This is a genomic window from Polaromonas sp., assembly GCF_036676035.1.
GTDB lineage: Bacteria > Pseudomonadota > Gammaproteobacteria > Burkholderiales > Burkholderiaceae_C > Polaromonas.
In genome coordinates this window covers 15,254-42,009 of sequence record NZ_JAKFDR010000064.1, presented here as the reverse complement: position 1 = coordinate 42,009, position 26,756 = coordinate 15,254, and the positions used below count along the sequence as shown (strand labels likewise).

Genomic DNA, 26,756 nt, shown 5'->3' with positions numbered 1-26,756 from the left:
CTGTTTGCAAAAGAAAAACACAGGGTAACGGTCAAGGAAAAGGACTAACGGGTGGACATCTTACTTCTAGACGCGCTGGTGCCCGAGGCCATGGCCTGGCTCGAGTCACGCCACAGTGTCGAGTACCGCCCCGAGCTGGCCGATGACTTGCGCGCCCTGCGCCAGGAGGGTTACAAGACCAAGGGCATTGTGTTTCCGCGGCAAACGATTGTGACCCGCGAGTTTCTGGACTACCTGCCCAAACTCAAGGCGGTGGGCCGCTTGCATGTCGGCACTGACAACACCGACCTGGAAGCCTGCAGGGAGCGCGACATCAAGGTGGTTCATGCCAGCAGCGCCAATGTGCGCTCCAACGCCGAATACCTGCTCAGCAGCCTGCTGCTGCTGTACCGCCGCGGGCTGGTTTCGGCCTTGATGGGGCGGCGTCACCCGACCGCCCAGATGGGCCGCGAATTGCATGGCAGCACGATTGGCATTCTGGGCCTGGCCCCCACGGCGCACACGCTGGCCGGCATGCTCACGAGCCTGGGCGTGCGCCTGATCGGCTACGACCCGGCGGTGCATCACACCGCCCCGATCTGGGAGCGCCTGCGCATCCAGCCGGTCTCACTTCCCGAGCTCATGAGCCAGGCCGATGCCGTGTCGGTGCAAATGCTTTACGCCACGCGTTTCAAGGGCTTTGTCAACGACAAGCTGCTGGCGGCCTGCAAGCGCGGCCAGTTGTGGGTGGGCATCAGCCGCAGCGAGCTGTTTGATGAAGGGGCGCTGGCCACGGCGCTGTGCGATGGCCGCATCGAGGCCTGCATTCTGGACGGCGCCGAAGCCAGCTTTCTGGGTGAGAGCTCGCCCCTCAAGGGCCTTAAAAACCTGTTTGTCACGCCGCGCCTGGGCTCGCACACGCGCGAGGCGCGGCTGCGCTCGAGCTGGTATGTGGCGCACCGCATGCACGAAGCCATCAACGTGCATAAAACCGGCTTTGACCAGTTGCCCAGTGCGCCCATGGACCTGGAACTGCCGGGCGCCGGCACACCGTCACAGTGGTCCGAGCCGGAATTCATGATTAGATGATGGCCCCCACGGTCGCTCACTGCGTGTAGCTCCCTGCCCCCCGAGGGGGCGCTGCGCCTGCGGCCCGGCGAAGCCGGTTCCGCGGCCCCTGCTTGAAGTTGGAAACTTCACGCCGGCACCATGGAAAAAGCCCCGTTGAACGGGGCTTTTTTGTGGGCGGTTATTTCAACCGTGCCAGCTGCTCGCGGATTTTTTCGAGCGTGGCGGTGAAATCCACCAGGCGCTTCTTTTCCTGCTCCAGCACGGCGGGTGGCACCTTGGCCACAAAAGCCTCGTTGCCCAGCTTGGCGTTGACCTTGACCAGCTCGCCTTCCAGGCGGGCGGCTTCCTTGCCGAGGCGCGCTTTCTCAGCCACCACATCGACCTCCATATGCAGGCAGACGTGTGCTTCACCCACCACAGCCACGGGGGCTGCCTGTGCGGCGGCGGCCCAGGCGGCCTCGTCGTCGAACACCTTGACTTCGCTCAGCTTGGCCAGCGACTTGAGCACGGGCGCAACGCTGGTCATGAACGCACTGTCGCCCAGCACAAACAGGGGCAGCCGGGTGGCAGGCGACACGTTCATCTCGCCGCGCAGGTTGCGGCAGGCATCGACCAGGGTCTTGAGCTTGGCCACATGCGCCTCGGCTTGCGGGTCGATCTTTTCGGGCTGGCTCTGCGGGTAGGCGGCTTGGCCGATGAAGAGGCCTTTCTTGAGTCCTGCCACAGGCGCAACCTTTTGCCACAGCTCTTCGGTGATGAAGGGAATCAGCGGGTGCGCCAGGCGCAGGATGCCTTCCAGTGTGCGGATCAAGGTGCGGCGCGTGGCGCGCTTTTGCGCATCCGTGCCGGTCTGGATCTGCACCTTGGCGATTTCCAGGTACCAGTCGCAGAACTCGTCCCAGACAAACTGGTAAATGCTGCCGGCCACGTTGTCCAGGCGGTAGTCGGCAAAGCCTTTGGCCACGTCGGCTTCCACGCGCTGCATGGTTGAGGAGATCCAGCGATCGGCCTGCGAGAACGTCAGGTAGTTTTCAAATTCGCCACCGGGCGCGCACTGTGCCTTGGTGTGCTCGGCCAGGCCGCAGTCCTGGCCTTCGCAGTTCATCAGCACGAAGCGCGTGGCGTTCCACAGCTTGTTGCAGAAGTTGCGGTAGCCCTCGCAACGCTTGCTGTCAAAGTTGATGCTGCGGCCCAGGCTGGCCAGCGAGGCGAAGGTAAAGCGCAGCGCGTCGGCGCCATAGCCCGGAATGCCGGCCGGAAATTCTTTCTCGGTGTTCTTGCGCACCTGCGGCGCGGTCTCGGGCTTGCGCAGGCCTTGTGAACGCTTGTCGAGCAGCGGCGCCAGTTCAATCCCGTCAATCAAATCAACCGGGTCCAGCACATTGCCCTCGGACTTGCTCATTTTCTTGCCGTGGGCATCCTTCACCAAACCGTGGATGTACACGTGGTGGAAGGGTACCTGACCGGTGAAATGCGTGGTCATCATGATCATCCGGGCGACCCAGAAAAAGATGATGTCGTAGCCGGTGACCAGCACGCTGGACGGTAAAAACAGGTCCAGTTCTTTGGTTTTCTCGGGCCAGCCCATGGAGGAGAACGGTACGAGGGCCGACGAGTACCAGGTGTCCAGCACGTCTTCATCACGCGTGAGCTTTTTGCCGGGTGCCTGTTTTTGCGCTTCTTCCTCATTGGTGGCGACATAGACCTTGCCGTCTTCGTCGTACCAGGCCGGAATCTGGTGGCCCCACCAGAGCTGGCGCGAGATACACCAGTCCTGGATGTTGCCCATCCACTGGTTGTAGGTGTTGACCCATTGTTCGGGTACGAACTTCACGGCGCCGCTGTCGACGGCATCAATGGCTTTTTGCGCGATTGATTTTCCGGTCGGGTCTTTGTCGCTGACCTTGTTCATGGCGACAAACCACTGGTCGGTCAGCATCGGTTCAATGATTTGGCCGGTGCGCGCGCAGCGCGGCACCATGAGTTTGTGCTTCTTGGTCTCGACCAGCAGGCCCAACTCTTCGAGGTCGGCCACCACCGACTTGCGGGCATCGAAGCGGTCCAGGCCACGTAGGTTCAACGGTATTGTTGCCAGCGCTGCTTGCTCTTGGCTCTCTTCACCGCTCATAACGCCTGCTTTTATGCCCGGCGCAACTTCTGAACGCTTTGAAAAACTCGCTTCAAAGTTTGTTTGTGCTGAGCCTTCAACGATCTTGGCGTCGAGTGTCAGTACGCAAATCACCGGCAGCCCGTGTCGTTTTCCCACGGCATAGTCGTTCTGGTCATGCGCTGGTGTGACCTTCACAACACCGGTACCGAAGGTCTTGTCCACGTAGTTGTCGGCAATCACCGGGATGTTGCGGTTGCAAAGCGGCAGGTTGACGAGCTTGCCAATCAGGTGCTTGTAGCGCTCGTCCTCCGGATGCACCATCAGCGCTACGTCACCCAGCATGGTTTCAGGCCGCGTCGTGGCAACCGTCAGTGAGCCCGAACCATCGGCCAGCGGGTAGCGAATGTGCCAGAGAAAGCCGTCTTCCTCTTCGCTTTCCACTTCGAGGTCGGACACGGCGGATTTGAGGATGGGGTCCCAGTTGACCAGGCGTTTGCCGCGGTAGATCAGGCCCTGCTCATACAGCTGCACAAAGGTTTCGGTCACGACCTTGGACATTTTCGGGTCCATGGTGAAGTACTCGTGTTTCCAGGAGACCGAGTCGCCCATGCGGCGCATCTGGCGCGTGATGGTGGAGCCCGATTCTTCTTTCCACTCCCAGACCTTGGCGACAAAATTCTTGCGGCCCAGGTCATGGCGGGACTGTCCTTGCTCTTGCAGCTGGCGCTCAACCACGATTTGCGTGGCAATGCCGGCGTGGTCGGTGCCGGGCACCCACAGCGTGTTGTGGCCGCGCATGCGGTGGTAGCGCGTCAGCGAGTCCATGATGGTCTGGTTGAACGCATGGCCCATGTGCAGCGTGCCGGTCACATTGGGTGGCGGCAGCTGAATGGAAAACGAGGGCTTGGCACTGTCCAGCGTAGGCTCGTACTGGCCGCTTTGCTCCCACAGCGGGCCCCAGCGGCTTTCAATGGCGGCGGGCTCGAACGACTTGGCCAGGCCGTCCAGTCCGGGCGTGGGGACGGGTGTTTTGTCCGTGGCAGAGGCGGCAGCGGTCGGGGTGGGGGTGGCAGAGTCGGTCATGGTGCAATGAAAAACGGCATCTTGGGAGATGCCGCCGGGGTGGATACAACTGCCCTGATTTTATTCGACTGGCTGCTAGGAGCCTGCCGAGCTTGGGAAGCGCCGGCTGCAAATTGGCCGCAGCGGTCCATTTTCCACCGTCTTTTTGTCCCATAGGCTGGCTATGGGACTGCAAACCCGGCGAAAACTGTCCTCGCTGGGGCCAATTTTCGCTTTCGACGTCCCAAGCCCGACAGGCTCCCAAGCCTGCAATCTGCCGGTAACCCACCGGCCAATCAGTGGCCGGGGCTAGTGTGGTGTTGCACGCTATCCGGCACATAAAACCGCGTCTTTTTGTCCATGGCGGCGTTGCAAATCCGCGCCATAGTGCAACTATGGCTGTGGTTTGCGCCTTGCCTTGAACAAAAATCCATCGGTTTTATTGGTGCCGTCAAGCATGCAACACCACACTAGTTTCAGGCCCGCCGGGCCGGGCCGCGGCAATGCACTCGCGCAGCAGCTGCGTGTTGCCCAGCTGGTTGGCCATGAGCAGGATCAGGCGGGCATTGAGCAGCTCGGACTGCTCCCGGCTCAGGCCCTGGTGGGCGTCGAGCAGGGATTCGTAAAACGCATCGGCATCCTGGAAGTTGAGGGTGGTTTTCATGCGGTCTCTCCGTGCAGGCTCAGATCGGTGCCCAGCGCCATGGCAATGGCGTGCACCAGCGATACGTCAATGCTTTCGCCGGTCGCGGCCACGTAGCTGTCGGGCCGCAGCAGCGCCCAGGCATGGCCAAACACGTGGCAGCTGGCCTGCAGGTGGCCTTCCTGGTCAATCACGTGCTCCACGGCGCTCGCCTTGCTGTCGGGTGGAATGACCTGCACGCTGCGCACATCGGTGTGCGCGGCCAGCTCCTGTAGACGCGCTGCGGCGGCGGGGGACAAATCGCCAAACACCAGCAGCAGCAAACGGCCGCCCGCCCAGTTGAGCAGGTCGATCAGTTCGCCTTGGGTCCCGTTGGGCCAGGTCAGGCCGACGTTTTGTGTGGCCAGTCCGCCGGTTTTCTCGCAAACGCTGGAGTGTGTGTAGGTGTTGGGGGTGGACATGCGGCCGGTGTTGACCAGCTGCCGGGCAAACGCATGCTGCTTGGCCAGGCCCAGGACGGCGCTGCGAAACAGGCGCTCGGCGCCATCGGTGGGGCGCAAAAAGCGCGCGGTGCGGTTGGTGACCAGCACGTTGTGCTGCGCGGCCTCGTGCCGCTCGGCGCTGTAGCTGTCCAGCAGTTGTGGCGCGGCGCGGCCTTGCACCACGGCGGCCAGCTTCCAGGCCAGGTTGTCGGCGTCCTGCACCCCCGAGTTGCCGCCGCGTGCACCAAAGGGGCTGACCACATGGGCTGAATCGCCGGCAAAGAACACGCGGCCGTGACGCAGCGTGTCCAGGCATTCGCTGCGGTAGGTGTAAGGTCCCACCCAGACGATTTCACACTCCTCCGGCTTGAGTTCGCGTTTGAACTGGGCGTTCAGCCGGGCGCGCACCACGTCTTCGCGGCTCATGGCTTCCGGGTCGGCATGGTGCGACATCTGGTAGTCAATGCGCCAGACGCCATCGGCCATCAGGTGCTGCCAGACGGCGCGGCCTTCGTTGAAGGGCGCTTCAATCCAGGTGTGGCGCTCTACCGGCGGTGAATCCTTGAAACGCACGTCGGCGATGCACCAGCGGTCGTCGCCTTTCTTGGCGGTGGCCGTGGCCTTGCACCAGCCGCGAAACGGGCTGTGCGAGCCGGTGCAGTCGATCACATGGTCGGCCTGCAGCGAATAGGCCCCGGCAGGCGTGTCTATGGACAGCGTCGCAAATTCGGCATTCTGCTCAAAGCCGGTGATGCGGTGGCGCCAGCGCAGCTCCACGCCGGGACGGGCCTGGGCCAGCTGGTAGATCTGCTCGACCAGAAAGCCTTCCACATAGAACTGCTGGATGTTGATGAAAGGCGGCTGCTTGCTCAGCGAGTGCGTTTGCTGCTGGCGCAGGTCGAAGCTGTAGACCTCGTCGTCGCCGGCAAAGGTGCGCCCCACACTCCACTGCACGCCTTTGGCGGCAATGCGCTCGTAAACGCCCAGCCGCTTGAAGATTTCCAGTGTCTTTTGTGCATAGCAAATGCCGCGTGACGAAGCTCCCTTGACGCCGACGGTGTTGTCTTCGTCGAGCAGCACGGCCGGCACACCGTAATGCGCCAGCGCGCAGGCCAGCGTCAGGCCGGTGATGCCGCCACCCACGATGACGATGGGGTGGCGCTTGACCTCGCCCGAGGCAAGTTCGGGAGGAGCGACAAACGGGTATTCGGGCAGGCGGTAGCCTGTGCCCTGGGTGAATTCGTAGCCGTTGGTGAAGGCGGCTTCGGCATAGCCCGAGTGGTTTCGTAGCATGGGTGCAATCGCTCCTGCCTGCATTTATTTGAATGAATTCGGGCTTTAGCCCTTGTATTTGTTGCGTAGACAGCTATTAAATCAATAGCAATAGCGGTTTCTCATGGTTTCGTCGCTGCTTTTGCCGCCACTTCGGGCCGGTCGTTGTGCTGCGGCTTCAAAACCTCGGTGGCCTTGCCGGCGGCGCGGTCCTTGCGCCACTGCTCCTTGCGTGCCGTCCACTCGGCCAGCCGGGCGTGGGCGGTTTTGCTTTCCTCCTGCATCTTGAGTTCATCGGCCAGCTGGGCGGTCAGTTCGAGCCGTACGCCGTTGGGGTCGAAAAAGTAGATGCTCTTGAAGATATGGTGATCCGTCACGCCGATCACGTCAATGCCATCGGCTTGCAGCCGTATCTTCATGGCCTCCAGATCGGCGACCGAATCGACGCGAAACGAGATGTGGTTGACCCACAGCGGCGTGTTGGGCGAGGGCAGGGCGGCCTCGTCGTTGCCGAGGTCGAAAAACGCGATGAAGGAGCCGTCCTGCAGGCGGAAGAAGAAGTGGGTGTAGGGGCAGTACTCGCCGGTGCTGGGCACATAGTCGCTCTGGATGATGTGGTACAGCGGCAGGCCCAGGATGTCCTCGTAAAAATGCCGGGTTTCCTCGGCATCTTTGGCGCGGTAGGCGAAGTGGTGCAACTGGTGGATGGGGGCGGGCGGCGGCAGGCCGGCGGTTGAAGCGTTGACGAGCGAAATCATGGCAGTCTCCGGCAAGTGGTCGGGGTTGGTACCTTGGGGTGGTCAAGGCGCTTGGTGTTTTTGATTTACCTAATCATAATTGATTTACTATAACGTAATTAAAATGCCTTGCCAATCTGGCGATGGCCAATGCATCTGTCTCGCGGCGCCGGGCAAAGCCATGCAGCCAGGCTATGTGCTTGATCCGGATGATTGAGAATTGTTATTGATTGACGGTCATTAATAGCCTTTTTCAATTTTTTGTATTGAATCGCCCAATTAGACGAAACGCTCCAATTGGTCTATGGTTTTAGAGTCCTCGGCCCTTTCCTTTGGGCCAAAGCGACGGACTACCCTTGTTTATCAACCACGAAGGAGATTTCCATGGCTGCTCTCAAAGGCTCCAAGACGGAAGAGAACCTGAAAGCCGCATTTGCGGGCGAATCACAGGCCAACCGCCGCTATCTGTATTTCGCCAACAAGGCTGACGTGGAAGGCCGGCCCGATGTTGCGGCCTTGTTCCGCTCTACCGCAGAAGGCGAAACCGGCCACGGCTTTGGCCATCTGGAGTGGTTGGAACAATGCGGCGACCCCGCCACCGGCATGCCCTTCGGCGCCACCCGCGAGAACCTCACTTCGGCCATCGCAGGCGAGACCCACGAGTACACCGACATGTACCCCGGCATGGCCAAGACCGCCCGTGACGAAGGTCACGACGAAGTGGCCGACTGGTTTGAAACCCTGGCCAAGGCTGAGCGTTCGCATGCAAACCGTTATACGAAGGCTCTCGCCGAACTGGTCGATTGATTTTTGCCCGCTACGCTGCACGGCGTGGCGGGTTTTGGAAAGGATTTCAATCGCAAATCTTTTCCAAAGCCCACTCACCGAAGGTTCCATCAAAAGGGACAGACCATGGCTACTGAAGGCAATCTGCAAGCCCCCACCCGTCACGCTATCGACTGGAAGAACCCGGAGTTCTACAACGAGGAGGCAACCCTCCATGAGATGGGACGCATCTTCGACATTTGCCATGGCTGCCGGCGCTGCGTCAGCCTGTGTGGCACGTTTCCCACGCTGTTCGACCTGATCGATGCAAGCAAAACCGGCGAGGTCGATGGCGTGGACCAGAAGGACTACCGCAAGGTGGTCGACCAGTGCTACCTCTGCGACCTCTGCTACATGACCAAGTGCCCCTATGTGCCGCCACATCCGTGGAACGTGGACTTTCCGCACACCATGCTGCGCGCCAAGGCCATCAAGTTCAAGAGCGGTGAGGTCAAGACCAGCGAGAGGCTTCTCGCTTCGACCGATGTGCTCGGCCAGTTTGCCGGTATTCCCATCGTGGTGCAGCTGGCCAATGCGGTCAACAAGACCAGGCCCGCGCGCGCAGTCATGGAAAAAGTGCTGGGCGTGGATAAAAACGCCTGGCTGCCCGAGCTGGCCACGCAAAAATTCCGCTCCGGCGCGCTGGAGTCGCCGCCGCATCCGGTCAGGGACGGCGCCAAGACCCCCGGCAAGGTGGTGATTTATTCCACCTGCTACGTCAACTACAACGAACCCGGCATTGGCCACGACCTGCTCAAGGTGCTGGACCATAACGAAGTGCCTTATGTGCTGGTTGAAAAAGAAAAATGCTGCGGCATGCCCAAGCTGGAGCTGGGTGACCTCGATTCGGTCAACTCAGCCAAGGAGGCCAACATCCCGGTGCTGGTGAAATACGCCAAAGACGGTTTCGCCATTTTGAGTGCGGTGCCCAGCTGCACCCTGATGTTCAAGCAGGAAATCCCGCTGCTGTACCCCGACGATGCGGACGTGCAGCTGGTCCAGCAGCACATGTGGGACCCGTTTGAATACCTGATGGCGCGCAAGCGCGATGGGCTGCTGAAAACCGACTTTTCCATACCGCTGGGCAAGATCAGCTACCAGATTCCCTGCCACGGCCGGGTGCAGAACATCGGCAAGAAGACCGAGGAAATGCTCAAGATGGTGCCGGGCACCAGCGTGCACACGCATGAGCGCTGCTCGGGCCATGCGGGCACCTTTGGCGTGAAAAAGCCCACCCACCAGCAGGCCATGAAAATCGGCAAACCGCTGTTCAAGGCCATGGCCAGCCACAAGGACGGCGGCTTGCCTGACGTCATCAGCAGCGACTGCCCGCTGAGCGGCCATCACATTGCCCAGGGCTTTGACGTGAACCAACTGGGTGCCCCGCCGCAAAAGCACCCGCTGACGCTGATACGCACGGCCTATGGCCTCAAATAAACAGAGCTGAATGCATCCATGAAAACCACCGGAAAAATCACGCGCGGCAGCCTCATGACGCTGGAGGCCTACAGCCAATATCGCAAGGAAAACAAACCCGCCATCATGGCGCACCGCCAGCTGCGCAGCGTGCGCCTGGGCGAGCACATCAACGTGCAGTTTGAGAGCGAGACCAGCATCCGCTACCAGATCCAGGAAATGCTGCGCCTCGAAAAAATCTTCGAGGAAGAAGGCATTGAGCAGGAGATCGAGGCCTACGCTCCCTTGGTGCCCGACGGCAGCAACTGGAAGGCCACCATGCTGCTGGAGTACCCCGATGTCAACGAACGCAAGCGTGAGCTGGCGCGCCTGATCGGGGTCGAAGACCGCCTGTTTGTCGAAGTTGAAGGCCATGCCCGCGTGTACGCGATTGCCGACGAAGACATGGCTAGAGAGAACGACGAAAAAACCTCGGCCGTGCATTTTGTGCGCTTTGAACTCGACCCGGCCATGTGCGCGGCGGTCAAGGCCGGAGCCGGCGTCAAGCTGGGCTGCGACCACACCCACTACCCGGCGCACACGACGATTCCGGCGGAATCGCTAGCGTCGCTTGCCAGCGATTTGCGTTGATTTAAGCTTTTTGTCGGCGTGTTCGGCAGCCGGCGTGCTGCGCCTGTAAAGTCGCAGGTTTGGTTTAAATCAACAATCCCGGACCATGCTGTTTCTCATTTCTCCCGCCAAATCGCTGGACTACGACACGCCACCGCACATTGCGGAGCACACCAAGCCGCTTTTCACACACCAATCAAGCCAGCTGATGGAGGTGCTGAAAACCAAAACGCCGCAGCAGGTCAGCACCCTGATGCGTTTGTCGGACAAGCTCGCAGGGCTGAACGTCGCACGCTACCAGGCTTGGTCGCCCAGGTTCACCGCCAAAAATTCCAAGCAGGCGGTGCTGGCCTTCAACGGGGATGTCTACGACGGGCTGAGCGCCAAGACCCTGAGCGAGCAGCAACTGGTTTGGGCGCAGGCGCATCTTTGCATCCTGAGCGGCCTGTACGGCGTGCTGCGCCCGCTGGACTGGATGCAGCCCTACCGGCTGGAGATGGGCACAACGCTGGCCACCGAGCACGGCAAAAACCTTTACCAGTTCTGGGGCTCGAAAATTGCCGGCTACCTCAATGAGCGCGCTGCTGCCGACACCTCGCCCGTGGTGGTGAATCTGGCCAGTGAAGAGTATTTCAAGGCGGTGGACCGCAAGGCTCTCAAGCCGCGTGTGGTGACTTGCGTGTTTGAAGAGTACAAGGCCGGCAAATACAAGATCATCAGCTTCATGGCCAAGCGCGCACGTGGCCTGATGGTGCGTTATGCGATTGAAAAAAAGCTGGTTGCTGTCAAAAAACTCGAAAACTTTGATGCCGAGGGCTACCGCTTTGAAGCTTCTGTTTCCGAACCCGACCGGCTGGTGTTCCGGCGCCGGCAGGCCGCTTAAGACGGTGCGGGCCATGCGGGAAGCGAACGGGCTGAACGCGGTGCCGGTCCCCAGGCCCGACGTGGGCCAGGGTGCCGCGCAGATCGATGCGGGAGACCGCCTGGTTGATGTGCTGATGGTCAGGCAGCAGCCCGACATGGTGGTGTTCGGCAACCTGCTCAGTGCGCAGGAATGCCATGCGCTGATCGAAGCCGCGCGCCCGCACATGGCGCGCTCCCTGACGGTGGCGCCGCAGACGGGCGGCGAGGAAGTCCACCACGACCGCACCAGCCAGGGCATGTTTTTCAGGCGCGGTGAAAACGCCTTGGTCCAGCGCCTTGAAGCCCGCATTGCCCGGCTGCTGAACTGGCCGCTGGAAAATGGCGAGAACCTGCAGTTGCTGCATTACGGCCCGGGCGCGCAGTACAAGCCCCATTACGACTACTTTGACCCGGCCGAGCCCGGCACGCCCGCCATCCTGCAGCGCGGCGGCCAGCGCGTGGCCACCCTGATCATGTACCTCAACGAGCCGGAGCAAGGCGGCGCCACGGTGTTTCCCGAGCTGGCGCTGCAGGTGGCGCCGCGGCGCGGGCAGGCGGTGTTTTTCAGCTACGGGTGCGCCCATCCCTGCAGCCGGTCCCTGCACGGGGGCGAGACGGTGCTGGCCGGGGAAAAATGGGTGGCCACCAAATGGCTGCGCGAAAGGGAATTTGTCTAACACCCCCGTCCAGGCTCACTTCGTGTAGCCTGTTCCCCCCTCAAGGGGGCGGCGCCTGCGGCCTGGCAAAGCCAGCTCCGCGGCCCCTGCTGGCGGGGAATTCGTTCACTCCCGTTGAGGCGCGGATCAAGGTGTACATAATCACTAGATGAGAATCAAAGCCAACAACATTGATATCGAGGTTGAGGACACTCACCCGGGCGATGCCACGGGCCGGCCCGTGGTGCTGCTCATCATGGGGCTGGGCATGCAGCTGATTGCCTGGCCGCCGGCCATGGTGCAGGGCCTTAGCGATGCCGGCTACCGGGTGGTGCGCTTTGACAACCGCGATGTTGGCCTGAGCCAGCATTTCGACCATCTGGGCAAGCCCAACCTGCTGTGGGAGAGCCTCAAACACAGGTTTGGCTTGGCCAACAAGCCAGTTTACACCCTGCAGGACATGGCGGCCGATGCCTTGGGGGTGCTGGATGCCCTGGCGATTGACAAGGCCCACATCGTGGGCGTGAGCATGGGCGGCATGATTGCCCAGCGTGTGGCACTGGCAGCGCCCGGGCGCTGCCTGAGCCTGACCAGCATCATGAGCTCCAGCGGTGCCCGCGGTTTGCCGCAGGCGGAGCCGGCCGTGTTGCACGCGCTGCTCGGCCGCCCGGCGGGCCAAGGCCTGGATGCCGTCATCAACCACTCGGTCCAACTGCTCAAAACCATTGGCAGCCCGGGTTTCCCGATGGACGATGCCGATTTGCGCGGCCGCGTGACCGCGGCCACGCAGCGCAGCTTTCACCCCGACGGCATTCTCCGCCAGATGGTGGCCGTCGTGGCCGACGCCACGCGTGCTGCTGCACTGGCCGGCGTGAACCTGCCCACGCTGGTCCTGCATGGCAAGGCCGACCCGCTGGTGCCCTTTGCCTGTGGCGAAGACACGGCGCGGCGCATCAAGGGGGCACGGCTGGTCGGCATCGAAGGCATGGGCCACGATTTGCCGCCGGGCGTGGTGGAGCGGCTGCTGGCGACCATGATTCCTCATCTGAAGGGAGTGAACATATGAGCACCGGCAACATTCCAGAGCATTCGCAGCTCGGCAAGACCTCAACATATATCGACCAGTATGACGCTTCGCTGCTGTTTCCGATTCCGCGCGCGGACAAGCGCTTAGAGATAGGCATCACCGGCGCGCCGCCGTTTTTCGGCGCCGACATGTGGACGGCGTTTGAGTTGAGCTGGCTGAACCTGCGCGGCAAACCGCAGGTGGCGCTGGCGCACATCACCGTGCCCTGCGAGTCGCCCAACATCGTCGAGAGCAAGTCCTTCAAGCTTTACCTCAACAGCTTCAACAACACCCGTTTCGCGGACGCGCGCGAGGTGCGGGAACGCATTCGCGCCGACCTCAACGCGGCGGTGGGCGCCGGCGTGGGTGTCAAAACGCTGGGGCCGGAGCTGTTCGACCAGGAGCCCGTCCATGAGCTCGATGGCCTGAACCTGGACCGGCTGGACGTGGAATGCACCCACTACACGCCGGCGCCGGAGCTGCTGTTTGCCGAGTTCGACGAGCCGCCGGTCAGTGAAACCCTGGTGTCTAATCTGCTGAAAAGCAATTGCCTGGTCACCGGGCAGCCCGACTGGGGCAGCGTGCAGATCAGCTACTCAGGCCCCCAAATCAATCAGGAAGGCCTGCTGCAGTACCTGGTGAGTTTTCGCAATCACAACGAGTTTCACGAGCAGTGCATCGAGCGCATCTTCATGGATGTCTGGACGCGCTGCCGGCCCGTGAAGCTGTCGGTCTATGCGCGCTACACGCGGCGCGGCGGGCTGGACATCAACCCCTTCCGTACCAGCCATCCGCAGGCGCTGCCGGCGAATGTGCGGACCGCGCGGCAGTAGGCGAACGCACTGTCATTGCGGGCTCCGACCCGCAATCCATGAGTCCGTATTGGCAACCCGAATAACGGGGACATGGATCCCGGATCAGGTCCGGGATGACAACTTTCTTCCGGTTATGTGCTACTAAATAAATAGCTGGTTGCGCCCATTAATAAAGGGCTAGAGCCCGATTTCCTTGAAATTTTGGAGCGGCGGCAGCGCTGCGAACTCGCCCGCGCGTTTTTCCTTCATCGCCGTCACGGCCTCGCGCACATGCGCGTTGCTCCAGATCGCGCCCTGCAGCCAGCCCATTTGTTTGAGCGCATCGTCCACCGAATGGTCGCGGGTGTAGTGAATCGCCTGCTTGGTGCCCCAGATGGCCACCGGTGGTTTGGCGGCAATCTCTTTGGCGCATTGCAGCGCACCGGCCAGCATCGCCTCTTGCGACTCAAACACCTCGTTGACCAGGCCATACGCCAGCGCCTTGGCCGCGCTGAGCCGGCGGCCGGTGTAGGCCAGCTCCTTGACCACGGCCAGCGGCACCAGCTTGGGCAGGCGCTGCAAGGTGCCGACGTCGGCGACCATGCCGATGTTGATTTCCTGAATGCAAAAAAATGCGTCGGCGGTGGCATAACGGATGCAGCAGGCGGTCACCATGTCGACCGCGCCGCCTATGCAGCCGCCGTGGATGGCTGCAATCACCGGAATGCGAAGCGTCTCGAGTTTGGTGAAGGTGGCCTGCATGTCGGTCAGCATGTCGAAGATGGCCGCACGGCCTTCGGGGCTTTGGTCGTCCATCGCGATGGCGCCGCTGAAGGCTTCCAGCGCCATGCCGGCACTGAAATGCTTGCCGGTGCTGGAGATCACCAGCACGCGGGCCTCACCCGCCTTGTGGAGCTGCGTCAGCACCTCGTCCAGCTCGCGCCAGAAGGTCGGGTTCATGGTGTTCATCGCTTCCGGGCGATTGAGCACCAGGTGGGCAAGGTGGTCGGTGGTGGTCAGTGAGAAGCAGGTGAGTGGGTTCATGCCTGCAATGTAAGCCAGACCAGCTCAGGCCACCAGATCCAGCCAGTCACACCTGAGACGCCCAGTTGCATGAACATGTTTGCGCCATTGCACATAAAGTTGTGGTGCAAGAACGCCGAGCAGGCACAGCGGGTAGGCCCAGGGCGCTTCAAACATGTAGGCGGGCAGCCAGCCTATCCAGCCCATCATCCACAGCGTCAGCACGGCCTCCCAGAGCTGGCGTTCCGCCGGGTGCGCGCCTTGCTGGGCCGCATGCCAGTTTTTGACGCGCTGCATCTGCTTGAGCGTGATGGGGTGCCAAAGGTCGCGACTTGAAAGGTTTGACATAAAGCCTCCGTGCAATGCGCTTTGCAAATTGACGTGAAGAGACTTCAATGTAAGTTTCGCGAAAGGTTCTGTCAACAGTCCAAAGGCTGCTTTTGTAAGGCTCTTAGATCCGGCGCCGGCGCGGCACCACGCTCAGTTGCAGGGTGAGCTTGCCCGGTGAGGTGGCCACGGTGTAGGGCTGCGCTGCGCTGTCGATCAGCTGGTCGGCATGCCAAACCTTGATTTGTGCCGGCCCTTCGGGCACCTGTTCCAGTTGCGCCAGCCCGTCGGCGCCGGTCAGCACGGCCCAGGGCGACTCGCTGACATAAACATGCCCGCGCATGGAACCGTGGATATGGCAGCCCAGCAGCACCGCGCCGGCCTTGTTGAATAAGGCTTCTGCTGTTTTGGCAGCTTTGCCTTCAGGCCTGCCGTCCAGCCGCAACTCGAAACCCTCGCCCGCCGCCGCATTGAACTGCGCCACGCCGGCGGCCGAAGCGCGCACATGGTGTTCCCAGGGGTCGTTGTTGACAAACTGGGCCTTGGCGCCTAGCGCAACCACGCTGACAGCCGGCACAAAGCGCATTTTTTCCTGGTAAATCGTCACCTGGCTGGGCAGCGGGTTTTTAGGGCTGCCGGTTTTGCTGGCCGGCACCACGACCACCACCGCATCGGGCGCTGGCTTGCCGTCCTTGTCGAGCACCTGTACCAAGACATTTCCGGCTGTAGCCGGTATGGACAGGGCGCAGGCAGCTATAAAAATGAGAGCGTGTTGCAGCAGTTTCGGGTTCAGGCGATTGAAGCAGTGCATGGGTTTCTTTCGGCCAGTCTGGCAATGAGAAAGGGGTGAAAAGCCCTCCCGGCAAGGCTTGGGCCGGGTGGGCAGAGCCGCAGGGGCTTATTTGGCCGCCGCAACGGCCTTGGCCAGTTCACTGGTTTCTTCGCAAGTCGCGCAAATCGCCTGCAGCCTGGCGAGCTGGGCGTCGGCCTGGGCTTTCTGGCCGGTCTTGAGGTAAGCCATGCCCGAGTACTGCAACGCGCCCTTGTGCTTGGGGTCCAGCGCCAGCGCCTTGCCATAGGCGGCAAACGCGTCGTCGTATTTGCCCATCCAGCGGCTGGAATAACCAAGGTAGTTGTAGGCGTCGGCGTTTTTGGGGTTCTGGGCGACGACCTTGTTGAAGCTGCTGACAGCCTCAGACCAGTTTTTGGCATCGAGGGCTTTTTTGCCAGCCGCGAAGTCGTCAATCTGCACGTTTTGCGCGGGCGTGGTTTGAATGTCGGCGGCCAGCGCGGCGCCGGCCAAAGCCAGGCTCAGCACGGGCAATGCAATGAAGTTGCGAAGGGTTAATGCGTTCATTTCTGGCTCCTTGGATAGTCGGTTGATTGAGATGCGCTGCAAATCAGCACCTGAGACAAACGACAGAACCCGAAAAACGGATGCAGGCCAAGTTGTAATTCTTTTGTAATCGGAATGCGAAGGCCTGCGCCTATCACCCCGGGCCTGCGCGTCACATCACCATAACTTGGCGCAGTTGCCGCTGAACACCACCGTTTCGCTGGGGCTGGCCGGCGTTGCGCTGGTTTCCAGCGTCACCACCAGCTTGCCGACTTTGGACAGCAGCTTCTCCGAGGTGTCGGGCAGTAGGGAAACGGCTGAGCCACTGGTGGGTACGGCGCCGAGCGCAAAGGCCGGTGCGTTGGCGGGCAAGGCCCACAGCACCAGCCTGCCGCTGGCAGGCGCTGTGATGGGGCCTATCACCTTGACCGTCATGGTTTTGCCGTGACGCAGCGAGCTCACCAGCAGCTTGCCGTTGCCCTGGGCGTCGGTGAGCAGGCCCACATAACTTTGCGGCAGCTTTTCACCCGAGCGCATGGCGATCTGGTCGCTGGACATGAACACCCCCGGCGCCGTGACAAACAGCACGCTGGCTGCAATCACGCCCATAGCTAGGCCAACCAGGCCACCGAAGCCGAAGCCCGCTGGTTTCAGCCGGCCCAGCCAGGAAATAGCACGTGGTGCAGCGGGCGCGTGAGCGGGTTGTGTACGCGCCGCAATCGCGGGCCACAACTGGGGCGAAGGCCGCTGCGCCGGTACCGACAGGGCCAGTTGGCCCAGCCGCGTTTCCCATTGCGCGACCAGCACACGCACATCGGCGCGGTCGCGTTGCAGCCGCTCAAAACGGCGCCGTGCGCCACCCGTCAAGGTGCCCAGCACATACGACGAGGCCAGGTGTTCCATCACAGCGGAGTCGGTATACCTCATGCCACCACTCCCTGCGCCGCCAGGCAGCCCTTGAGCTTTTCCAGCCCGCGCCGTATCCAGGCTTTGACGGAGCCCAGCGGTGCGCCCATCTGTGCGGCCACTTCGGTGTGTGACAAGCCCTGGTAATAGGCCAGTGCCAGGCTTTGGCGGTAACTGCCGTTAAGCATGTTCATGCAGCCTTCGATGTGCAGGGTTTGCGTGGCCTGCTCCAGCAAGTGCAGGGCGCTCGGGCCCGGATTGCTTGTGGGCGCGGTATCGTCATCGCCATCGCCCAGCGCGTCTTCATCGGGCAATTCGGTTTCCTTGCGCCGCGCACGCGTGCGCAAGGCGTCAAGCGCCTTGTTGCGCACGATGGCAATCAGCCACGTCATGGGTTGAATCTCCTGCCCACCGACCTCGGAGCGGTAGCTGCCTGCGTTTTTCCAGATACTCACAAAAGCCTCTTGCAGCACATCTTCGGCTGCCTGTTGTCGTCCCAACATACGTACGGCAACGCCAAACAGATGCGTGTGGGTACGGTCATAGACCTGGGCGAAACTGGCGTGGTCGCCACGCGCCGCGCTGGCGATCAACTCCTGCAGGCTGCGGGTGTCTGGTTTCATGCGGCTGAGTATATGAACTTCCGCGGGTATGGCAAACGCCTTTGTGGCACGAGAAAAATATTCTTGTGGACTTGCATCCGATTTTCGAAACGCAACGTTTGTCGGTAGTAGCAAGACGCCGCGTCATGACGTCAGGCCACACACCTCAGCCGACCGGTTGGCTCGTTTGTTCCTTAACTTCAGGAGATGCCCATGAACCCGATTCCCGCAACCCCATCCTTTGGTACCCCCTTCATCCTGGCCGCGCTTTGCGCCGGTCTGCTGAGCGCCTGCGCCTCTAAACCGGTGGGGTCCGCAGACGCTGCGAAGCCCGTCCCCGCCGCACTCAAGCCGGCCGACAGCGAACGTGCCGTCTTCACCTGGCATGCCATCGGTTCGCAGATTTATGAATGCCGCACGGAGAAGGGCGCATGGGCCTGGGTGTTTGTGGCGCCTGAGGCCGATCTCTTCAATCAGAAAGACGAAAAAGTCGGCACACACGGTGCAGGCCCGAACTGGACAGCGCTCGATGGCAGCAAGACCGTCGGTACCGTCAAGGCTCGCGCCAACGGTGAGCGCACGGCAGATATTCCCTTGCTGCTGTTGTCTGCCAAATCAAGCGGCATCGCCGGCAAGATGGCCAGCGTCACCAGCGTGCAGCGTCTCAATACCGAAGGCGGCAACGCACCCTCGAAAGGTTGCGAGGCGCAAGCTGATGCAGGCAAGCGCATCAAGGAAGGCTATACCGCCGACTATGTTTTCTTTGCTGCGAAGTAAGCGCCAGGCAAAACCTAAAAATGCACGACCGTAGGGCTGCGGCGGGTTCGTCCGTGGCTGCACTCTATACCAGTGCCACGTCGGTGCATGGCCATGACACCAGATGACCTTGATCCAGCACGCATTGCGCTCGCGTTTTGACAAGGCACGCGAGCTGGCCGGGGTCGATTTTCAGTTTCGGGATATTCGGGCGAAGGCTGCAGCCGACACTGGCGATCTGGCCCATTCGCAGAAGCTCCTTGCACACAAAATCGCCAGATGACCGAACACTACGTCAAGGCCTGGCTGGGTGAACGAGTAAAGCCTTTTCGGTAAACTGACCTCATGAAAAGCACCGCCGCTTCTGCCACCAAACGGAAACCCGCTGGTTTAATCCAGGCGGGCAGTGCATTCACGACCACTCAGCTCGGCAAACCGCTGGCAACTTCGGTGGTTCTCAAGACGAAGCCAGACGCTCGCAGGCAACATGCCGCAATTGTCAAACTGATGAAGATGTGCCAAGCATCGCCGGTGGTCAAGAACGCCAGCCGGGGCATCACCGCCGAAGTTCGCAGGGATCGCGACCGCGGGCATGAGTGAACTGGTTGTGATCGATGCCAGCGTGCTGCTGGCGATTCCATTACCAGACCCGCAAGCCAATAAAGACTACGCCATGGCGCTTCTGTTCGCCATTGACAAGGGCGACATCACGCCTGTGCTGACCCAGCTTTGCCACCATGGGGTGGCCGCCAAGCTGGTACGCAAAGTCAGAGGCCAGACCATCACCGCGGCCAAGGCGCGAGAGTTTTTCGACCTGCTGACCGATGTGAGCTTTCAGCACGTGGTGGATATTCGCGATTTTCAGTCTCTGTTTGCTGACGCAACGGAACTGGGCTGTGGCAGTTACGATGCCGTCTATCTGCGGGCTGCACTCGATAACGGCGCTCAACTGGCCACCCTCGATAAAAAACTCATGCCGCACCTGGTTTCAAACGGCGTGCAGCGCTGGGAGCCCTGAGCGGGCGTAATCGTGCCGCATGGGCTGCTACCATCGCAGCCATGAAACGCCGCGACTTTCTCGCCACGACCACGCTGGCTTTAACCGGAGGACTGGCCATGGCCGATTTACCCAAAGTCCAGTCGCTGGACGACGCGCTGCGCTGGCTCGACAAAATGGACAAGGCCGCCAGCGTCAAAACCACCGGCCAGTGGCCCATGGTGTCGGTGCTGGAGCATCTGGCCCAGAGCATCGAGATGAGCCTGGACGGTTTTCCGCAGCCCAAAAGCGCGCTGTTTCAATCCACGGCCGGTGCTGCCGCGTTTGCGTTTTTCAAATGGCGCGGCCGCATGAGCCACGGCCTGGCCGAGCCGATCCCGGGCGCCGGACCGCTGACGCCACAAGGCGACTGGAGACCTGGCTCAGTGCGGCTGCGCGCTGCGATTGCCCGTTTCAACGCCAGCACCGGGCCGCTCAAGCCGCACTTTGCCTATGGCGCGCTGGATAAAACCGACTTCGCGCTGGCCCATGCCTTTCACATTGCCAACCATCAAGACGAGATTGTCATCGGCTGAAGAACGGCGACGATTCACTCAGCAATCCGTAACGAAGGCGACGCCCCATGCTGTCATTCTGAGCAACGCGAAGAATCTTGCTGGCTGCCAAGATCCTTCGCTGCGCTCAGGATGACAAAGCATGTCGCGCTACTTTCGGACTGCCGAGTAATCACAGCTTAAAAGAGTTGATCGGTAGTTGCTATAAAATCGATAGCTGCTTGCGCAACAGGAACGCCGGCAGAAACTGTTTTTGATTCAGTGCTTTGAGCCTTGGCCGCTTCGCTGGCCTTGAGCAGCGTTCCCACGCGCACCCCCAGCAGGCGCAGGCGCAGCTCCAGCGGCACGCGCTTGAGGCACAGGCCGGCGGTGTGGCGTATGGTTTTGGCGTCGGCCGTGTAGCTGTCCAGGGTCTGGTCGCGCGTCACGCTCTTGAAGTTGTCGTAGCGCAGCTTGATGCCAATGGTTTTGCCCACATAGCCCTTGCGCTGCAGGTCCTCGGCGAGTTTGACGCACAGCTCGGTGAAGATGGCGCTTAAGCTCGCCTTGTCGCGCACCGCATGCAGGTCGCGGTCGAAAGTGGTTTCGCGGCTCATGCTGACGGGCTCGCTCTCGGTCACTACCGGGCGCTCGTCGCGGCCCCAGGCGGCCTCATGCATCCAGGCGCCCGTGGCCTTGCCGAAGTTGTCCACCAGCCATCCCGGGTCCTGTGCGGCCAGCTCACCTATGGTGTGAATGTGCAGCCTGGCCAGTTTCTCGCCGGCCTTGGGACCAATGCCGTTGATCTTGCGGACGTTGAGCGGCCAGATTTGGGTCTGCAGGTCTTCCGCGTGCACGATGGAAATGCCGTTGGGCTTGTTGAACTCGCTGGCCATTTTCGCCAGCAGTTTATTGGGCGCCACGCCAACCGAGCAGGTGAGGCCGGTTTTTTCAAAAATGGCTTTCTGGATCAGCCGCGCCAGCACCCGGCCCCCTTCGCGCTGGCCGCCGGGCACGTCGGTGAAATCGATGTAGACCTCGTCCACGCCCCGGTCCTGCATCACCGGTGCAATCTCGGTGATGGTGCTCTTGAACAGCCGTGAGTACTTGCGCACCTCTTCAAAATCCACCGGCAACACAATGGCCTGCGGGCAGAGTTTGGCGGCCTTCATCATGCCCATGGCCGAGCCCACGCCAAACTGCCGTGCGGCATAGGTGGCCGTGGTGATCACGCCGCGGCCCACATAGTCCAAGAGCCGCGGAAAGTCCGCCACCGGAATAAAGCGCGTGGCCCGCTCCGGCTCGGCCGCCAGCAGCAGCTCGTCGACCTTGCGCCGCCCGCCGCCTATGACCACCGGCAAACCCTTGAGTTGCGGATAGCGCAGCAGTTCAATCGACGCGAAAAACGCGTCCATGTCGAGGTGGGCAATGCGCCGGATGGGCGCGGGATCAGTCAGGTCGGCGGTACTCACGCGACAAGCATAGCGCCCGGCAACAGGTCGTGCTTCCGGGCACAAATCTTGTTCAACGCCAGTTCAGAGGGTGAGGGCGCGCTCTCGCATTGAATGCTGTTATAAATCAGCCACTTACACCAGCCAAGGCGGTTGGTCGATGAACCAAAAACCATGTGAGAGGTAGTACCCGTGGATTCGACCCTATTGACACCCCTGTTTACGCTCCTGGGCACCCTCGTGGGCGGCTTGGTCACGTTTGCGGTCAACCGGCAGCAGTTCAAGCACCAGATTGCAGCGCTGCACCAACAGTACAAGACGGAATTCATGGCCGAAGAAACAGCCCGCCACTTCCTGAGTCACAAAAGCTACACCGACCGATCGTTTGAAGTTCTCCAGAAGCATCTGGGCGGCTTTGAGGACGATGAGCTGCGCAAAATTCTCGTTCGCGCCGGCGCAGTGCGCGACTACCGTGAAGATGACGCCGAGTGGTGGTATCTCTTGTCGCGCACTGCGGAGCGAATTGAAAAGAAGCGGCAGCGCGGCTAGGGCCTGTGTCGGGCGGGCTGCTCACACGGGTTCACCTCGGACGAGGTGATTTTTTCACTGACAAAGCACCAGCGTTTATCTAAGATTCCTGGCTTTCCTGTGACGATGCACGTGCCCGGCACGCGGCGCGCAATCAGGAGTGATTGAGAAGGAAAACAATATGAAACGCTGGATCAAATGGACCATTGGCAGCTTGGGTCTGGCCGTGCTGCTGGTCGCTGGCGCGGCCGTGGTGGGCACGCAGCTGGCCGAGCGCAAACGCATACGCCAGGTCAGTGTGCCGGTGCAGCCGGTGGCTTATGCGTCCGACGCGCAGGCGCTGGAGCGTGGCAAGTATTTATTCCAGTCGCGCGGCTGCGTCGACTGCCATGGCGCGAACGGGGGCGGGCGCGACTTTGTCAATGACGGCAAGGGCACGCGCATCGCCGGGCCCAACATCACGTCGGGTGGCGTGGTGGCCGGGTACAAGCCCGAAGACTGGGTGCGCACGATACGCCACGGGGTCAAACCCGATGGGCGTCCGGCGCTGATCATGCCCAGCGAGGACTACAACCGTTTCACCAATGAAGACCTGGCCGCCTTGGTGGCGCATGTGCGCAGCCTGCCGCCCCAAAAAGGAGGTGCTGCCGTGGTCGAACTGCCCCTGCCGGCCTGGGTTCTCTACGGCTTTGACGCGATTCCCGATGCGGCGCAACGGATTGACCACTCGCTGCCGCCCTCAACCCCGGTGGCGGCCGCCGTGACGGTGCAGCATGGCGCCTATGTGGCCAATATGTGCATCGGCTGCCATGGCGAGAAGCTGTCGGGCGGGAAGATTCCCGGGGGCCCCCCGGACTGGCCGGCTGCCGCCAACATCACGCCCGGCGAGGGCAGTGCCATGGGGCGTTACAAGGACGCCGCGCAGTTCATGGCCATGATGCGCAGCGGCAAACGGCCTGACGGCACCGCCATCCAGGTGATGCCGTTTGGATCGCTGTCGGCCATGAACGATGTCGATACCCAGGCGCTGTATGCCTATTTGCAAACGGTGCCGGCCCGGCCCGCCGGCCAGCGCTAGGCCGGGTTTCGCTTGACGCCCTGATCAGTAGCTGCCCGGCAGCAGGATGCTTTTGTTCACCGTATTGATGTCGGTGTGCCCGCAAAACGCCATGGTCAGGTCCAGCTCGTTGCGGATGATCTCCAGCGCTTTGCTCACGCCGGCTTCGCCCATGGCGCCCAGGCCGTAGAGAAAGGCGCGGCCGATGTAGGTGCCCTGGGCGCCCAGGGCCCTGGCCTTGAGCACATCCTGCCCCGAGCGGATGCCGCCGTCCATGTGCACTTCGATCTGACTGCCGACGGCGTCCACAATCTGCGGCAGAGCGCGGATCGATGACTCGGCGCCATCGAGTTGCCGGCCGCCGTGGTTGGACACGATCAGGGCGTCGGCGCCGGAGTTCACGGCCAGGCGCGCGTCTTCCACATCCTGGATGCCCTTGAGGATCAGCTTGCCGCCCCAGCGCTTTTTGATCCACTCCACATCGCCCCAGTTCAGGCCGGGGTCGAACTGCTTGGCCGTCCATTCCGAGAGCGAACCCATGTTGTCCACGCCCTTGACGTGGCCGACGATGTTGCCAAAGCCGTGGCGTTTGGTTGCCAGCATGCCCAGACCCCAGCGCGGCTTGCCCATCATGTTGATGATGTTGGGGAGGGTGAGCTTGGGCGGCGCGCTCAGGCCGTTTTTCAGGTCCTTATGCCGCTGGCCCAGAATCTGCAAATCGAGCGTCAGCACCAGCGCCGAGCAGTTGGCGGCCTTGGCGCGGTCAATCAGGTTTTCGATAAAGGCGCGGTCCTTCATCACGTAGAGCTGGAACCAGAAGGGGTGGCGGGCGGTAGCGGCGGCGACATCCTCGATCGAGCAGATGCTCATGGTCGACAGCGTGAACGGAATGCCGAACTTTTTGGCGGCGCGTGCACCCAGGATTTCACCGTCGGCATGCTGCATGCCGGTCAGGCCGGTGGGGGCAATGGCCACTGGCATGGCCACGTCCTGCCCGATCATCCGGGTGCGGGTGCTGCGGTTTTCCATGTTGACTGCCACGCGCTGGCGCAGCTTGATGGCCTTGAAATCGCTTTCATTGGCGCGGTAGGTGCTTTCCGTCCACGAGCCGGAGTCGGCGTAGTCGTAGAACATCCGGGGCACGCGTTTTTGCGCCAGCACGCGCAGGTCTTCGATGTTGGTAATCACGGGCATCAGAGTCTCCTTAGGCCCCGATGGTAGCGGGAGCGCCCGGCGGCCGCCGTGAATACTGGTGATTCGGGTTTGAAATTATTTTGAAGCGGCTTGGGCGGTCATCTTGACGCCTGCACCGCGCACCTCGATCTGCACCTCGTCCAGCACGGCACCGCGTTCGCTGACCAGCTGCACCACATGCCGCCCCGGCCAGGGCAGCCACCGGGCCTGCGGGCCGCGCGCCAGCGGTTTGCCATCGATCAGCCAGCGAACGGCCTGGCCCTCGGCGCTAAAGCTCACGCGCTGGCGATTGGGCGGAATGTCAGGGTCCAGCGCAATGATGGTGCCCGACGCCGGCGCGGTGATGCGCGGTGGCAGATCCGGCGTTTCAGCTGATTTTTTCAAGCCTTTTTGGCCTCTGGCCCTCGAAGCTGGTACGTCAACAGCTATTGAATTCATAGCGAAAATGGCTTGCTCGGTGCCGCGCACAAACCATTCGCTGCGCGCCGCTTCGAGCCGGTTGCCAAATTCAATGCGGCTTTGCACCACGCCCGCAGGCGGCAGCGGTGCGCGGCTGGGTTCGGTTTTGTGCAGGTAGTTCATCAGCGCCGCCCAGACCGGCGCAGCGCCGCTGGTGCCGCTCACGTCCCACATGGGCGCGCCGCTGGCGTTGCCGACCCACACGCCGACCGTGTAGCGCTGCGAGTAGCCGACGGCCCAGTTGTCGCGCATGTCTTTGCTGGTGCCGGTTTTCACCGCCGTCCAGAAGCGCGTGGCCAGCACACTGTCGGTGCCAAAGGTGCGGGCACGCGCCAGCGGGTCGGCCAGGATGTCGCTGACGATGAAGGCGGCGCGCGGGTCGAGGGCCGCCCCCACTCCAGCCCTCCCCCAGCGGGGGAGGGAGTCCAACCCGTTTTTACTCCCTCGCCCTTTGGGAGAGGGCCGGGGTGAGGGCTCCCCGAATTTAATCTCGCCAAACCGCCCGCCGTTGCTCAAGGTGCGATACGCATTGGTCAGTGCCAGCAGCGACACCTCGGCGCTGCCCAGCGCCAGGCTGTAGCCGTAGTAGTCGCCCGATTCCCTGAGCGGCAGGCCGAGGGTTTTGAGTTGCTTGTGAAACGCATCGGGCGAGACCATCACCAGCATGCGCACGGCGGGCACGTTGAGTGACGCACCGAGGGCGGTGCGCGCCGAGACCCAGCCCTTGAACTGGCGGTCGTAGTTTTGCGGAATGTACAAGCCGCCGGCGGTGGGAATGTGGGCTGACGAGTCTTCCAGCAGCGAGGCCGCCGTGATGCGCTGCTCGGCAATGGCTTGCGCATACAAAAAAGGCTTGAGCGTGGAGCCCGGCTGGCGCAGCGCCAGCACGCCGTCGACCTCGGCCGCGCCGCTGAGCTCGCCGGAGGAGCCGACCCAGGCCAGCACCTCGCCGCTGGCGTTGTCCAGCACGACGACCGCGCCATCTTCCACATGACGGCCGGGCAGCTCGCGCAGTTGCTGGGTCAGGGTTTGCGCGGCGAAGCGCTGGAGCGGGGCGCGGAGGGTGGAGTTGATGGTGCGGCCATGGGCGTTCGGGGAGCCCTCACCCCTGCCCTCTCCCGGGGGGAGAGGGAGTAAGTCAGGGCTTTGAGAGGGTTGGGGTGAGGGCGCGCGCTGTGCCAAAAGCCGTCTTGCAAGGTGAGGCGCAACCCCCTCACTGGCATCAAAGGCCTTGCGCTGTAGCGCGGCGGTGGTGAACAGGTCCAGGCCTTCGCAGTCTGTTTTAACCGCAGCTTGCATGCGCTTCAACACACCGCAGGCGCGCTGGGCCACTTGTGCTACCTTGGCATTGGGCGCACGCACGAGCGCCGCCGCCACGGCGGCTTCTCGCTCGTCCAGCCCGTGCGCGGCCTTGCCAAACAGGGTGCGGCTCAGCGCGTCAATGCCGACCAGCTCGCCGCGAAAGGGCACGAGGTTCAGATACCCCTCCAGGATCTGGTCCTTGCGCCAGCGCCGCTCCAGCAACTGGGCCGAAACGGTCTGGCCAATCTTCTGCGTGATGCTGCGCCCGCCCGCTGCGGCCCGCCAGTCCTCGTCGAGCAAGCCCGCCAACTGCATGCTGATGGTCGACGCGCCGCGCGTGCGTGTGTTCCACAGGTTGCCCCAGGCTGCGCTGGATACCGCCTGCCAGTCGACGCCGCTGTGCTCGTAAAAGCGCTTGTCTTCGCTGAGCACCAGTGCCGTGCGCAGCGCCGGCGAGACATCGGCCAGCGCCACCCACTGGCCGCGTCGCACCGTGGCATCGGTGCGCAGGCGCTGGATGACTTCGCCGTGGCGGTCCATGATCAGCGTGTCGGATGGCCGGAACTCGCGTTTTACCTCATCAAATGTGGCCATGGCCCAGGCAGGACGGGCGCAAGAAGCTATTAAAAATATAGCAAAAAGGCTCGTCTTCACGGGGCT

27 protein-coding genes and 1 pseudogene are annotated in these 26,756 nt (G+C 62.0%); 15 read left to right on the top strand and 13 right to left on the bottom strand.

Going from position 1 to position 26,756, the window contains the following annotated elements:
• Positions 1 to 51 precede the first annotated feature (51 nt).
• Positions 52 to 1,068 (top strand): NAD(P)-dependent oxidoreductase, encoded by a 1,017-nt coding sequence (locus V6M61_RS10740; RefSeq protein WP_332776564.1) that lies wholly within the window; start codon positions 52 to 54, stop codon positions 1,066 to 1,068.
• A 160-nt stretch (positions 1,069 to 1,228) separates the two neighbouring features.
• Here the strand turns inward: V6M61_RS10740 and V6M61_RS10735 are convergent, their stop codons facing one another.
• From V6M61_RS10735 to V6M61_RS10720, 4 genes are all read right to left on the bottom strand, one after another.
• Complete coding sequence (locus tag V6M61_RS10735) at positions 1,229 to 4,243, bottom strand: valine--tRNA ligase (RefSeq protein ID WP_332776563.1); 3,015 nt, start codon at positions 4,241 to 4,243, stop codon at positions 1,229 to 1,231.
• A gap of 430 nt (positions 4,244 to 4,673) precedes the next feature.
• Positions 4,674 to 4,886 carry a DUF2783 domain-containing protein gene (locus V6M61_RS10730; protein WP_332776562.1) on the bottom strand — a complete coding sequence of 71 codons (213 nt, stop codon included), beginning with the start codon at positions 4,884 to 4,886 and terminating at the stop codon, positions 4,674 to 4,676.
• Complete coding sequence (locus tag V6M61_RS10725) at positions 4,883 to 6,640, bottom strand: FAD-dependent monooxygenase (protein ID WP_332776561.1); 1,758 nt, start codon at positions 6,638 to 6,640, stop codon at positions 4,883 to 4,885. Before V6M61_RS10725 ends, V6M61_RS10730 begins: the two co-directional genes overlap by 4 nt.
• A 101-nt stretch (positions 6,641 to 6,741) precedes the next feature.
• Entirely contained in the window at positions 6,742 to 7,377 is a 636-nt protein-coding gene (locus V6M61_RS10720; protein WP_332776560.1) for a VOC family protein, read from the bottom strand.
• Positions 7,378 to 7,740: 363 nt separating this feature from the next.
• On the opposite strand from V6M61_RS10720, the gene V6M61_RS10715 reads away from it, so the two are divergent.
• The 7 genes and pseudogenes from V6M61_RS10715 (at position 7,741) to queF (ending at position 13,664) form a co-directional block, all read left to right on the top strand.
• Positions 7,741 to 8,163 carry a rubrerythrin family protein gene (locus tag V6M61_RS10715; RefSeq protein WP_332776559.1) on the top strand — a complete coding sequence of 141 codons (423 nt, stop codon included), beginning with the start codon at positions 7,741 to 7,743 and terminating at the stop codon, positions 8,161 to 8,163.
• A 105-nt stretch (positions 8,164 to 8,268) separates the two neighbouring features.
• A complete protein-coding gene (locus V6M61_RS10710; protein WP_332776558.1) occupies positions 8,269 to 9,618 on the top strand; it encodes a heterodisulfide reductase-related iron-sulfur binding cluster in 1,350 nt (449 codons plus the stop codon).
• An 18-nt stretch (positions 9,619 to 9,636) separates the two neighbouring features.
• The gene (locus tag V6M61_RS10705) at positions 9,637 to 10,227 is read left to right on the top strand and encodes a DUF3501 family protein (RefSeq protein WP_332776557.1); all 591 of its coding nucleotides are present in this window, start codon (positions 9,637 to 9,639) and stop codon (positions 10,225 to 10,227) included.
• 85 nt (positions 10,228 to 10,312) lie between these two features.
• The gene (gene yaaA / locus V6M61_RS10700) at positions 10,313 to 11,089 is read left to right on the top strand and encodes a peroxide stress protein YaaA (protein WP_332776556.1); all 777 of its coding nucleotides are present in this window, start codon (positions 10,313 to 10,315) and stop codon (positions 11,087 to 11,089) included.
• 37 nt (positions 11,090 to 11,126) lie between these two features.
• Positions 11,127 to 11,786 (top strand): annotated as a pseudogene (locus V6M61_RS10695) (prolyl hydroxylase family protein); the annotation flags it as partial.
• A 148-nt stretch (positions 11,787 to 11,934) separates the two neighbouring features.
• A complete protein-coding gene (locus V6M61_RS10690) occupies positions 11,935 to 12,831 on the top strand; it encodes an alpha/beta fold hydrolase (RefSeq protein WP_332776555.1) in 897 nt (298 codons plus the stop codon).
• Positions 12,828 to 13,664, top strand: coding sequence for an NADPH-dependent 7-cyano-7-deazaguanine reductase QueF (gene queF / locus V6M61_RS10685; RefSeq protein ID WP_332776554.1), 837 nt, complete (start codon positions 12,828 to 12,830; stop codon positions 13,662 to 13,664). Before V6M61_RS10690 ends, queF begins: the two co-directional genes overlap by 4 nt.
• A 159-nt stretch (positions 13,665 to 13,823) precedes the next feature.
• Here queF and V6M61_RS10680 read toward each other — a convergent pair whose 3' ends face one another.
• The 6 genes from V6M61_RS10680 to V6M61_RS10655 form a co-directional block, all read right to left on the bottom strand.
• Positions 13,824 to 14,669 carry an enoyl-CoA hydratase-related protein gene (locus V6M61_RS10680; RefSeq protein ID WP_332776553.1) on the bottom strand — a complete coding sequence of 282 codons (846 nt, stop codon included), beginning with the start codon at positions 14,667 to 14,669 and terminating at the stop codon, positions 13,824 to 13,826.
• A gap of 24 nt (positions 14,670 to 14,693) precedes the next feature.
• The gene (locus V6M61_RS10675) at positions 14,694 to 14,996 is read right to left on the bottom strand and encodes a hypothetical protein (RefSeq protein WP_332776552.1); all 303 of its coding nucleotides are present in this window, start codon (positions 14,994 to 14,996) and stop codon (positions 14,694 to 14,696) included.
• A gap of 103 nt (positions 14,997 to 15,099) precedes the next feature.
• On the bottom strand, positions 15,100 to 15,786 hold the full coding sequence (locus tag V6M61_RS10670) for a cupredoxin domain-containing protein (protein ID WP_332776551.1): 687 nt from the start codon (positions 15,784 to 15,786) through the stop codon (positions 15,100 to 15,102).
• An 87-nt stretch (positions 15,787 to 15,873) separates the two neighbouring features.
• A complete protein-coding gene (locus V6M61_RS10665) occupies positions 15,874 to 16,332 on the bottom strand; it encodes a tetratricopeptide repeat protein (RefSeq protein WP_332776550.1) in 459 nt (152 codons plus the stop codon).
• Positions 16,333 to 16,488: 156 nt separating this feature from the next.
• On the bottom strand, positions 16,489 to 17,238 hold the full coding sequence (locus tag V6M61_RS10660; RefSeq protein WP_332776549.1) for an anti-sigma factor: 750 nt from the start codon (positions 17,236 to 17,238) through the stop codon (positions 16,489 to 16,491).
• Positions 17,235 to 17,840, bottom strand: coding sequence for an RNA polymerase sigma factor (locus V6M61_RS10655; RefSeq protein ID WP_332776548.1), 606 nt, complete (start codon positions 17,838 to 17,840; stop codon positions 17,235 to 17,237). The genes V6M61_RS10660 and V6M61_RS10655 overlap by 4 nt, the downstream gene beginning before the upstream one ends.
• A gap of 192 nt (positions 17,841 to 18,032) precedes the next feature.
• Between V6M61_RS10655 and V6M61_RS10650 the strand changes: the two genes are divergently transcribed.
• From V6M61_RS10650 to V6M61_RS10630, 5 genes are all read left to right on the top strand, one after another.
• Entirely contained in the window at positions 18,033 to 18,596 is a 564-nt protein-coding gene (locus V6M61_RS10650; protein ID WP_332776547.1) for a DUF3455 domain-containing protein, read from the top strand.
• Between the two features lie 103 nt (positions 18,597 to 18,699).
• Positions 18,700 to 18,858 (top strand): hypothetical protein, encoded by a 159-nt coding sequence (locus tag V6M61_RS10645; RefSeq protein WP_332776546.1) that lies wholly within the window; start codon positions 18,700 to 18,702, stop codon positions 18,856 to 18,858.
• Positions 18,859 to 18,920: 62 nt separating this feature from the next.
• Complete coding sequence (locus tag V6M61_RS10640) at positions 18,921 to 19,175, top strand: hypothetical protein (RefSeq protein ID WP_332776545.1); 255 nt, start codon at positions 18,921 to 18,923, stop codon at positions 19,173 to 19,175.
• Positions 19,168 to 19,593 carry a type II toxin-antitoxin system VapC family toxin gene (locus tag V6M61_RS10635; protein ID WP_332776544.1) on the top strand — a complete coding sequence of 142 codons (426 nt, stop codon included), beginning with the start codon at positions 19,168 to 19,170 and terminating at the stop codon, positions 19,591 to 19,593. Before V6M61_RS10640 ends, V6M61_RS10635 begins: the two co-directional genes overlap by 8 nt.
• A gap of 41 nt (positions 19,594 to 19,634) precedes the next feature.
• Complete coding sequence (locus tag V6M61_RS10630) at positions 19,635 to 20,147, top strand: DUF1569 domain-containing protein (protein WP_332776543.1); 513 nt, start codon at positions 19,635 to 19,637, stop codon at positions 20,145 to 20,147.
• Between the two features lie 158 nt (positions 20,148 to 20,305).
• Here the strand turns inward: V6M61_RS10630 and V6M61_RS10625 are convergent, their stop codons facing one another.
• Complete coding sequence (locus V6M61_RS10625; protein ID WP_332776575.1) at positions 20,306 to 21,520, bottom strand: Y-family DNA polymerase; 1,215 nt, start codon at positions 21,518 to 21,520, stop codon at positions 20,306 to 20,308.
• Between the two features lie 228 nt (positions 21,521 to 21,748).
• On the opposite strand from V6M61_RS10625, the gene V6M61_RS10620 reads away from it, so the two are divergent.
• Positions 21,749 to 22,105, top strand: coding sequence for a hypothetical protein (locus V6M61_RS10620; protein ID WP_332776542.1), 357 nt, complete (start codon positions 21,749 to 21,751; stop codon positions 22,103 to 22,105).
• 160 nt (positions 22,106 to 22,265) lie between these two features.
• Positions 22,266 to 23,162, top strand: coding sequence for a c-type cytochrome (locus V6M61_RS10615; RefSeq protein ID WP_332776541.1), 897 nt, complete (start codon positions 22,266 to 22,268; stop codon positions 23,160 to 23,162).
• Between the two features lie 24 nt (positions 23,163 to 23,186).
• Here the strand turns inward: V6M61_RS10615 and V6M61_RS10610 are convergent, their stop codons facing one another.
• A complete protein-coding gene (locus V6M61_RS10610) occupies positions 23,187 to 24,335 on the bottom strand; it encodes an alpha-hydroxy acid oxidase (protein ID WP_332776540.1) in 1,149 nt (382 codons plus the stop codon).
• 75 nt (positions 24,336 to 24,410) lie between these two features.
• Entirely contained in the window at positions 24,411 to 26,690 is a 2,280-nt protein-coding gene (gene pbpC / locus V6M61_RS10605) for a penicillin-binding protein 1C (protein ID WP_332776539.1), read from the bottom strand.
• Between the last annotated feature and the right edge of the window lie 66 nt (positions 26,691 to 26,756).

What these genes read in the sequence shown, in the direction of transcription:
- V6M61_RS10735 (WP_332776563.1), bottom strand. Translation starts at nt 4,243, where the DNA reads ATGACCGACTCTGCCACCCCCACCCCGACCGCTGCCGCCTCTGCCACG.
- V6M61_RS10730 (WP_332776562.1), bottom strand. Translation starts at nt 4,886, where the DNA reads ATGAAAACCACCCTCAACTTCCAGGATGCCGATGCGTTTTACGAATCC.
- V6M61_RS10725 (WP_332776561.1), bottom strand. Translation starts at nt 6,640, where the DNA reads ATGCTACGAAACCACTCGGGCTATGCCGAAGCCGCCTTCACCAACGGC.
- V6M61_RS10720 (WP_332776560.1), bottom strand. Translation starts at nt 7,377, where the DNA reads ATGATTTCGCTCGTCAACGCTTCAACCGCCGGCCTGCCGCCGCCCGCC.
- V6M61_RS10715 (WP_332776559.1), top strand. Translation starts at nt 7,741, where the DNA reads ATGGCTGCTCTCAAAGGCTCCAAGACGGAAGAGAACCTGAAAGCCGCA.
- V6M61_RS10710 (WP_332776558.1), top strand. Translation starts at nt 8,269, where the DNA reads ATGGCTACTGAAGGCAATCTGCAAGCCCCCACCCGTCACGCTATCGAC.
- V6M61_RS10705 (WP_332776557.1), top strand. Translation starts at nt 9,637, where the DNA reads ATGAAAACCACCGGAAAAATCACGCGCGGCAGCCTCATGACGCTGGAG.
- yaaA (WP_332776556.1), top strand. Translation starts at nt 10,313, where the DNA reads ATGCTGTTTCTCATTTCTCCCGCCAAATCGCTGGACTACGACACGCCA.
- V6M61_RS10690 (WP_332776555.1), top strand. Translation starts at nt 11,935, where the DNA reads ATGAGAATCAAAGCCAACAACATTGATATCGAGGTTGAGGACACTCAC.
- queF (WP_332776554.1), top strand. Translation starts at nt 12,828, where the DNA reads ATGAGCACCGGCAACATTCCAGAGCATTCGCAGCTCGGCAAGACCTCA.
- V6M61_RS10680 (WP_332776553.1), bottom strand. Translation starts at nt 14,669, where the DNA reads ATGAACCCACTCACCTGCTTCTCACTGACCACCACCGACCACCTTGCC.
- V6M61_RS10675 (WP_332776552.1), bottom strand. Translation starts at nt 14,996, where the DNA reads ATGTCAAACCTTTCAAGTCGCGACCTTTGGCACCCCATCACGCTCAAG.
- V6M61_RS10670 (WP_332776551.1), bottom strand. Translation starts at nt 15,786, where the DNA reads ATGCACTGCTTCAATCGCCTGAACCCGAAACTGCTGCAACACGCTCTC.
- V6M61_RS10665 (WP_332776550.1), bottom strand. Translation starts at nt 16,332, where the DNA reads ATGAACGCATTAACCCTTCGCAACTTCATTGCATTGCCCGTGCTGAGC.
- V6M61_RS10660 (WP_332776549.1), bottom strand. Translation starts at nt 17,238, where the DNA reads ATGAGGTATACCGACTCCGCTGTGATGGAACACCTGGCCTCGTCGTAT.
- V6M61_RS10655 (WP_332776548.1), bottom strand. Translation starts at nt 17,840, where the DNA reads ATGAAACCAGACACCCGCAGCCTGCAGGAGTTGATCGCCAGCGCGGCG.
- V6M61_RS10650 (WP_332776547.1), top strand. Translation starts at nt 18,033, where the DNA reads ATGAACCCGATTCCCGCAACCCCATCCTTTGGTACCCCCTTCATCCTG.
- V6M61_RS10645 (WP_332776546.1), top strand. Translation starts at nt 18,700, where the DNA reads ATGACCTTGATCCAGCACGCATTGCGCTCGCGTTTTGACAAGGCACGC.
- V6M61_RS10640 (WP_332776545.1), top strand. Translation starts at nt 18,921, where the DNA reads ATGAAAAGCACCGCCGCTTCTGCCACCAAACGGAAACCCGCTGGTTTA.
- V6M61_RS10635 (WP_332776544.1), top strand. Translation starts at nt 19,168, where the DNA reads ATGAGTGAACTGGTTGTGATCGATGCCAGCGTGCTGCTGGCGATTCCA.
- V6M61_RS10630 (WP_332776543.1), top strand. Translation starts at nt 19,635, where the DNA reads ATGAAACGCCGCGACTTTCTCGCCACGACCACGCTGGCTTTAACCGGA.
- V6M61_RS10625 (WP_332776575.1), bottom strand. Translation starts at nt 21,520, where the DNA reads ATGGACGCGTTTTTCGCGTCGATTGAACTGCTGCGCTATCCGCAACTC.
- V6M61_RS10615 (WP_332776541.1), top strand. Translation starts at nt 22,266, where the DNA reads ATGAAACGCTGGATCAAATGGACCATTGGCAGCTTGGGTCTGGCCGTG.
- V6M61_RS10610 (WP_332776540.1), bottom strand. Translation starts at nt 24,335, where the DNA reads ATGCCCGTGATTACCAACATCGAAGACCTGCGCGTGCTGGCGCAAAAA.
- pbpC (WP_332776539.1), bottom strand. Translation starts at nt 26,690, where the DNA reads ATGGCCACATTTGATGAGGTAAAACGCGAGTTCCGGCCATCCGACACG.